Source organism: Amycolatopsis sp. NPDC058986 (genome assembly GCF_042741125.1).
Classification (GTDB): domain Bacteria; phylum Actinomycetota; class Actinomycetes; order Mycobacteriales; family Pseudonocardiaceae; genus Amycolatopsis.
Map to the genome: position 1 here is coordinate 1 of NZ_JBHYJW010000121.1, position 7,737 is coordinate 7,737.

9 protein-coding genes are annotated in these 7,737 nt (G+C 69.3%); 4 read left to right on the plus strand and 5 right to left on the minus strand.

What is annotated here, in order from left to right; all coding sequences use genetic code 11:
* Window positions 1–89 precede the first annotated feature (89 nt).
* Window positions 90–878: a histidinol-phosphatase gene (hisN, locus tag ACFW0G_RS44950; RefSeq protein WP_378331721.1), complete on the minus strand. Its 789-nt coding sequence runs from the start codon at window positions 876–878 to the stop codon at window positions 90–92.
* Window positions 879–920: 42 nt separating this feature from the next.
* Between hisN and ACFW0G_RS44955 the strand changes: the two genes are divergently transcribed.
* On the plus strand, window positions 921–1,631 hold the full coding sequence (locus ACFW0G_RS44955) for a response regulator transcription factor (RefSeq protein WP_378331728.1): 711 nt from the start codon (window positions 921–923) through the stop codon (window positions 1,629–1,631).
* A 95-nt stretch (window positions 1,632–1,726) separates the two neighbouring features.
* Complete coding sequence (locus ACFW0G_RS44960; RefSeq protein WP_378331729.1) at window positions 1,727–3,010, plus strand: ATP-binding protein; 1,284 nt, start codon at window positions 1,727–1,729, stop codon at window positions 3,008–3,010.
* Here the strand turns inward: ACFW0G_RS44960 and ACFW0G_RS44965 are convergent, their stop codons facing one another.
* The 3 genes from ACFW0G_RS44965 to ACFW0G_RS44975 form a co-directional block, all read right to left on the minus strand.
* Window positions 3,011–3,502, minus strand: a complete 492-nt coding sequence (locus ACFW0G_RS44965) for a Pvc16 family protein (RefSeq protein WP_378331722.1) — start codon at window positions 3,500–3,502, stop codon at window positions 3,011–3,013.
* A 3-nt stretch (window positions 3,503–3,505) separates the two neighbouring features.
* Entirely contained in the window at window positions 3,506–4,138 is a 633-nt protein-coding gene (locus ACFW0G_RS44970; RefSeq protein ID WP_378331723.1) for a response regulator transcription factor, read from the minus strand.
* A 339-nt stretch (window positions 4,139–4,477) separates the two neighbouring features.
* Window positions 4,478–5,461 (minus strand): GlxA family transcriptional regulator, encoded by a 984-nt coding sequence (locus ACFW0G_RS44975; RefSeq protein ID WP_378331724.1) that lies wholly within the window; start codon window positions 5,459–5,461, stop codon window positions 4,478–4,480.
* A 70-nt stretch (window positions 5,462–5,531) separates the two neighbouring features.
* Between ACFW0G_RS44975 and ACFW0G_RS44980 the strand changes: the two genes are divergently transcribed.
* A complete protein-coding gene (locus ACFW0G_RS44980; protein ID WP_378331725.1) occupies window positions 5,532–6,302 on the plus strand; it encodes an NAD(P)H-dependent oxidoreductase in 771 nt (256 codons plus the stop codon).
* On the opposite strand, the gene ACFW0G_RS44985 is transcribed toward ACFW0G_RS44980, so the two are convergent.
* Complete coding sequence (locus ACFW0G_RS44985; protein ID WP_378331726.1) at window positions 6,299–7,183, minus strand: NAD(P)-dependent oxidoreductase; 885 nt, start codon at window positions 7,181–7,183, stop codon at window positions 6,299–6,301. The genes ACFW0G_RS44980 and ACFW0G_RS44985 overlap by 4 nt on opposite strands.
* A gap of 100 nt (window positions 7,184–7,283) precedes the next feature.
* On the opposite strand from ACFW0G_RS44985, the gene ACFW0G_RS44990 reads away from it, so the two are divergent.
* Window positions 7,284–7,634, plus strand: a complete 351-nt coding sequence (locus ACFW0G_RS44990) for a winged helix-turn-helix transcriptional regulator (RefSeq protein WP_378331727.1) — start codon at window positions 7,284–7,286, stop codon at window positions 7,632–7,634.
* Window positions 7,635–7,737 lie beyond the last annotated feature (103 nt).

Genomic DNA, 7,737 nt, shown 5'->3' on the forward strand with positions numbered 1-7,737 from the left:
CCTTACGGGCGTCTGACGCCCGTAAGGTGGCCTTAACGGCACGTCCACGGCGCTGCGGAGCGGGCGGAGTGAGCGGAGCGCGGAGGGGGTCAGCGGCGCAGGTGGGCGAGGGCGGCGTCGTGGACGAGGCCGTTGGTGGACAGCGCGCTCCCGGTGTCGTAGCGCGGCTCCCCCGAGAGGTCGGTGAACCGCCCGCCCGCCTCGGTCACGATGATCTGCGCCGCGGCGACGTCCCAGGGGTTCACGATGCACTCGGCGGCCACGTCCAGCGCGCCCTCCGCGACGAGGCAGTGCTGCCAGAAGTCGCCGAACGCCCGGCTCTCCCAGCACGCGTCGACGAACTCCAGGTAGCGCTCGCGCGAGTGGTACTCGGTCCACGAGCCGAGGTCGGTGGTGGATACGTACGCGTCCTCGAGCGACGACACCGCCGACACCGACAGCCGCCGCTCCCCCGAGGCGTCGCGCAGCCAGGCGCCTTCGCCGAGCGCGGCCCACCAGCGGCGGCCGAGCAGCGGGGCGCTGATCATCCCCACCACGGGTGAGCCGTCCTCCACCAGGGCGATGAGGGTCGCCCAGACGGGTACCCCGCGCAGGAAGTTCTTGGTTCCGTCGATCGGGTCGAGCACCCAGGCCCGGCCGGTGGCGCCCGCGGTACCGCCGCGTTCCTCGCCCGCGACGTCGTCCCCTGGCCGTTCGGCGCTCAGGATCTCCCTGATCGCGTCCTCGACGGCGGTGTCCGCGTCGGTGACCGGCGTGCGGTCCGGTTTCCGCTCGACGGCGAGGTCCAGCGCCCGGAACCGGGCGGTCGTGATGGTGTCGGCCGCGTCGGCCAGCCGGGTGGCGAGGTCAAGATCATGACGGTATCCAGGCACGGTCACGATGGTTTCACGGCTAACGGTCGTAAAGTTGACCAGGTGAGCATGGTCCTACTTGCCGAAGACGACCCCGCCATCGCCGAACCGCTGTCCCGGGCGCTCGAACGCGAAGGCTACGAGGTCAAGGTGGTCACCGACGGGCCGTCCGTCCTCGACGCCACCAGCGCCGACCGCGTCGACCTGCTCGTCCTCGATCTCGGGCTCCCCGCGATGGACGGCCTCGAGGTGTGTCGCAGACTCCGCGCGAGCGGCACCGAGATGCCGGTGCTGATGCTCACCGCGCGCACCGACGAGGTCGACTTCGTCGTCGGTCTCGACGCCGGTGCCGACGACTACGTCGCCAAGCCGTTCCGGCTCGCCGAGCTGCTCGCCCGCATCCGCGCGCTGCTGCGCCGCCGCGCGCCGGAGGTGCTGGAGGCGGGCGGCGTGCGGATGGATCTCGGTGCCCGCCTGGTGACCGTCGACCTGCGCGAGGTCCAGCTGGCGAACAAGGAGTTCGAGCTGCTGCGGGTGCTGATGAGCCGCGCGGGCCAGGTCGTCAGCCGCGACGAGATCCTCGCCGAGGTCTGGAACGACCTCGAATCGAAGACGTCGAAAACGCTCGACATGCACATGTCCTGGCTGCGCCGGAAGCTGGCGATCGCCGCCGACGAGGCGGCCGGGCGGCCCGCGAAGTCGTCGTCGGTGCACTCCGGTGACGGCGAACGCCGGATCGCCACCGTCCGGGGTGTCGGCTTCCGGTTCAACACCGAATAGCCTGCGCTCATGAGCGATGCTTGCGAGCGAATCATGGACATCATGCGCCAAAAAGAATTGAACGCAGCCTCGCGGAGCGAGTCCATCGCATGACCATGCGCCGCCGGATCCTGCTGGCGATCCTCCTTGCCGTCACGGTCACCGCGGCGGTGCTGGGCATCCCGCTCGGGATCACCGCGTGGCGGCTGGTGGAGAACTTCTACCGGGAGACCCTCGCCGGGCAGGCACGACAGGTCGCCGCCATCCTGGACAACGAGCTGGCCAACGGACAGGAGATCGACCTCGACCAGGTCCGCGCGGCCGTGCAGGCGAACGGCCTGCTCACCGTGCGCGCGAACGGGCTGATCGAGAAACGCTACGGCACCTCGCCGGGTCCGGACCCGCTCACCGAAAGCGTCCCGATCGCCCGGGAAGGCACGGTCGTGCTGTCCATCCCGTCCGGCCCGATGCGTGCCCGCCAGACCCAGGTGACCCTGCTCGTCGTGCTGCTCGTCGTGCTTTCGGTGGGCACCGGAGCAGTGGTCGCCACCGTGACCGCGCGACGGCTCGCGCGTCCGCTGCGGCACGTCGCCGAACGCGCGTCCAAACTCGGCGGCGGCGACTTCCGGCCCGATCCCAGCCGCTACGGCGTCGGCGAACTCGACATGGTCGCCGAGGCGCTCGACGCCTCCGGCACCGCGCTGGCCCAGCTCGTGCAGCGGGAACGCCAGCTCGTCGGCGACGTCTCGCATCAGCTGCGCAGCAGGCTCACCGCCCTGCAACTGCGGCTGGAACCCCTCACCCTGCATCCCGATGCCGAGGTCGCCGACGAATCCAAGGCCGCGCAGGAACAAGCCGACCGGCTCGCCGAAGCACTCGACGAGCTGCTCGCCGCGGCCCGCGCCGCCCGCGAAGTCGGCGCGGAACCGGTCGAGCTGTCCGACGCCCTGCCCGAGATGTGCCAGGAGTGGCGTCAGCTGCTCCGCGCCGAAGGCCGCAACCTCCGGCTGAAGATCGCCGACGGGCTCACCGTGCGGGTCACTCCCGCGCGGCTGCGCGAGGTCATCGGCGTCCTGCTGGACAACGCGCTGCAACACGGCGCGGGCACGGTTTCCCTTACCGCGCGGCGAGGCGACGCCGACGGCACGGTCGTCATCGAAGTCGCCGACACCGGTTCCGGCGTTCCCGACGAACTCGCCCCGCACATCTTCGAACGCGGCTTCTCCGGCGGTGGTTCGACCGGCGTCGGGCTGGCGCTCGCCAGAGCACTCGTCGAGGCCGACGGCGGCAGACTCGAACTGTCCAGCAAACGGCCCGTGGTGTTCAGCCTGTTCCTGAAGATCCCGCGCCCGGGCGACGTCGGCGAAGTGCGCTGGCCCGCCGAACGCGTGCCGCGCTGATCACCGCGCCGGAGCGGTGACCCCGGCGGTCACGCTGACGACAAAACCGGCGCGGGCGGGGATGCCGAGGCTGGGCCACAGGCCCGTCGGATCGGTGCCGGCGAGGGAAAGGCGCACCGGCAGACAGCCCTCCTCGACGTCGGCGGGCAGGAGACCCGCCGCGACCACGGCGTGCAGCGCGGCGTCGAGCAGGGTGTGTTCCTCGTGGACCCGATCCGCCCGCGCGGTGACCAAATAGGACAGTGTGCAGCGGCGCGCGGGACGCGTAGCGCCGGTACCCCCGGCACCGGCGCTACGTCCCCCGTCCCGCGCCTCTCCCCTCGCGGGCGTTTCCTCCGCGGCGGCGTGCAGGGCGAAGAGGAACAACTCCACGCTCCGCACGCGGTTTTCGTGCTGCCAGGCCGGTTTCGGCGGGTCCAGCCGGATTTCCGTCCCCTCGGGCAGATGGGGCCGGATGAGCCGGCACAACGCCGCGTCGACCTGGGTGATCATGGCCTAGATCAGCCCTTCCCGGAGCGCGTAGGCCACCGCGTGCGACCGATTCCGCAGCTGGAACCGGTTGGTGACGTCGTGCAGGATGCTCTTCACCGTCCGCTGCGAATAGCACAGCTGATCGGCGATCTCCTGGGTCGAAAACCCGGAAGCGACGAGCTTGAGCACCTCGGTCTCCCGGTTGCTCATCCCGCCGAGGTGCAACCCGCGCGGCTGCAGAACCTGGCGCTGCAGCCGGGAAACCCGGTGCAGCAGCCTGCCGAGCAGATCGGGCGGCAGCGCCCCCTCCCCCGCCGCGGCGGCCTTGATCAGCCGCACCAGCACGTCGGGCCCGGCCTCGGCGCGGCGGGCGACCGCGCAGACCCCGTGCTCGACGGCGCTGAGGATCTCGTTGTCGTCGACTTCCCCCGCGACCAGCACGATGCGGGTGAATCCCTGGCAGTGCAACGCGGACAACAGCTGGGTCATCCCGTCGTCGAGACGATCGGCGACCAGCAGCGCGACCATGCTCGGTTCGGCGGACTCCCCGTCCACCACCCAGACGTCGTCGCGGGAGCGCAGCGCCATGCAGACGCCGTTGTGCAGGATCGGATCGGTGGCGCGTACGACCACGGGTGTGCGGTTCGGTTCGAACATCGTTTCCCATTCCCCTCGAACTACTGCGGTGGTCCCACCCGCCGCTCCATCACCCTGCCGGGTCAGGTGTCCCGGGCGCATGGGACCGCTGTCCCGTTGTTGCCCGAAAGACCGGCCCGATAGCCGTACCGATCACCGCCCTGTTCGCGCTCAGCGAAGGGTTAGCGCTGCGATGGTCACTCAGCCCCGCAAATGCAGGGAGCGCCCGACGACGGTGGTCCGCTCGGCCATAGGGACGGGACCAGCCCCGCGTGGGCGGGGAGCACACTTCTTGACCTGCAGCTTTAGTCTCGCACTGCCGAATTCTCATTCACTTTGCGGCATCCTCCTGAGCGCAGCTCAGACCGCGCTGCGGAACGTCGTCCGGTACGCACTCGGGGACACTCCGAGCGCGGACTGCAGGTGCTGCCGCAGTGACGCCGCCGTCCCGAAACCAGCCTCCTCTGCGACCCGGTCGATCGGCAGGTCCGATTCCTCCAGCAGGTGCCGCGCACGTTCGACGCGTTGCTGGGTCAGCCACTGCACCGCCGACATCCCGACCTCCTCGCGGAAGCGCCGGGTGAACGTCCGGGTGCTCATCGACTCCCGCGCCGCCAGCTCGCGCAGCGTCAGCGGCCGGTGCAGATTTTCCAACGCCCACGCCCGCGCGGCGGCGGTCGACGAAGTCTGCGTTTCGGGCACCGGGCGCACGATGAACTGTGCCTGCCCGCCATCACGATGCGGCGAAACGACCGTGCCGCGGGCGACGTCGTTGGCGACGGCGGCGCCGTGGTCGCAGCGGATCATGTGCAGGCACAGGTCGATACCCGACGCCACACCCGCGGAGGTCAGCACGTTCCCGTCGTCGGTGTAGAGCACGTCGGCGTTGACCTTGACCTGAGGGAAGCGTTCCTGGAACTCGCACGCCGAACGCCAGTGCGTCGTGGCGCGGCGGCCGTCGAGCAGCCCGGCGGCGGCGAGGACGAACGCGCCGGTGCAGATCGACGCGATCCGGGTGCCGGGCCGGATCAGCGCGAGCGCGCGCTCGACGGGCGGGGTGAGCGCGTGCGCGTCCGGTTCGTACTCGACCCGCGAGGCCGGGATGATCACCGTGTCCGCCTCGGCCAGCGCCTCCGGGCCCTGCTCGACGGTGATCGTGATGTCCGAGTCGGTGCGGACCTGTCCCGGCTCGGGCGTACAGGTGACGACCTCGTACAGCGGTTCCCCGTCGGCGGACCGGGCCTGGCGGAACAGCCGGTGCACGATGCCGAGCTCCATCACGAGCATGCCCTGCCGGACCAGCACCGCGACACGATGCCGTCCGGGGTGAGTGAAAACGGCCATGGCTCGATTCTTACATATGATGGCCATCGGGCCACTGTCCCGACGCCGCCACCGCGGTGACCATGAACCCATGAACGTCTTGTGGGTCTCCGCTCATCCCGAACCACGATCACTGAACGGCGCGCTGCGTGACGAAGGCATCGACACGCTGCGCACGCTCGGCCACGAGGTCCGCGAGTCCGATCTGTACGCCATGCACTGGAACCCGGTCGTCGACCGAGAGGACTACGCCGCCGACCCCGACGACCGGCTCTTCGTCGGCCCTCGCTCGGAACAGGCTTTCACGGAACAGACACTGAGCGCGGACATCGTTGCGGAGCAAGAAAAACTGCGTTGGGCCGATACGGTGATCTTCCAATTCCCGCTGTGGTGGTACGGAATGCCCGCGATTCTCAAGGGCTGGTTCGACCGGGTCTTCGTCAAGGGCTTCGGTTACGGCACCCGCGCCGCCGACGGTCATGTCCGCCGCTACGGCGAAGGCGTGCTCGAAGGCAAGCGCGCGTTGGTGCTCGTCACCGCCGGAGGCCCCGAAGCGACCTTCGGGTCGCGCGGGGTCAACGGCGATCTCGACGAGCTGTTGTTCGGCCTGCAGCACGGAGCCCTGTGGTACACCGGAATGTCCGTGCTGCCGCCGCTGGCCGTGTACGGCGCGAACCGGGTTTCCGACGACCACTACGCACAATCCGTCGCCGAACTGCGCGACCGGCTCAAGACGCTGGACTGCACCGAGCCGCTGCCGTTCCGCGCGCAGCACGGCGGCGACTACGACGAGGACCTCGTGCTGAAGCCGGAGCACGCGCCCGGAGTCACCGGCCTCCGGGCGCATCTCCGGGCGCGCTAAGCCTTCGCGAACACCTCGACGAGACTGGTGAAGCTGTCTTCCCCATGTCCCGCCGCCACTCCGCGGCGGAACACGTCCAGCACGGCCGAGGGCAGCGAGGAGTCGACTCCCGCCTCCTCGGCCGTGCGCACGACGTGGTCCACGCTCGCCTCTCCCATGGTGAGCCGCTCGAATTCGCCGGAGTACTCGCCCGCGTCGATCTTCTCCGTGTAGAAACCGATTCCCGCGGCGACAGACTCCAAAGTGGGCGAGACGTACGGCGCGAACTCGGCGGCGGTGATGCCGTGGGCACGCGCGACCGACAGCGTGTGCACGTAGGCGAGCGCCGCCGGCCAGAAGATGCTCATCTGGAGCTGGTAATACAGCGCCCCGAGTCCAGGATCCTCGCCGCGGTAGTCGGTTCCGGTGAGCACGGCGAGGGTCCCCCGGTGCGCCTCGAAGGCGTCCCGGGGTCCACTGTAGAAAGTGGACGCTTCACCGCTGCCGATGTCCAGCGCCGAGGCCATCACCCCGCCCGTCAGCTGCCGGGCGCCGCGTTCGGCGAACCACGCGGCAGCGGCCCTGGCCTTCGCCGGGGTCTCGGACGTGAGGTTCGCGATCACCTTGCCGGACAAGGATTCCGAGGCCGGTTCGAGAAGTGTGTACACCACGTCGTAGTCGGTCAGGCTCAGCACGACCAGTTCGGCGGCGCCCAGCGCCTCGCCGATCGTGGCCGCCCGGGTGGCACCCTTGGCCACCAGCTCGTCGGCTTTGCTCGCGGTGCGGTTCCAGACGGTCACCGGATGGCCGTGGCCGAGGAAGGCACCGGCCATCGCCTTGCCCATGGGGCCGAGGCCGATGACGGTGACTGCTTGCTTGGTCTCCCCTGTGTTCTCTCGCATGTCCGCAATGCTGCTTGCGCGCTTTACAATGCTCAAGTACCCACTTTAAAGTCAGGTACCCACCAAAACGTAAGCATCAAGCACGGCAAGGAGATCCGGCATGCGCTCGGCGGAACGGTACCTCTGCGGCCTCGACGCGGCTGTCGACGTCATCGGCGGCAAATGGAAGGTGCTGATCCTCTGGGCACTGGACGCGGGGCCACGGCGGTTCGGCGAAGTGAAGCGGGAGATCGAGGGCATCAGCGAGAAGATGCTCATCCAGTCGCTGCGCGAATTGGAGTCGGACGAGATCGTGCATCGCGAGGTGTTCCACGAGATCCCGCCGAAGGTCGAGTATTCGCTGACGCCGTTGGGTCAGTCGCTCAACACGGCACTGGGACCGCTCGGCGACTGGGGCTACCAGAACATGAAGCGAATCGAGAAAAACCGCTGCGCCGCCAAACGTCCGTGAATGCCACATTGAGGGACTCAGAGTCCCTCGATGTGGCATTCACGGATGTGGTGTGCTCTCGTGGTGAGGCGCCGGGCGATGTCGCGAACGCTCCGTTCGAGAC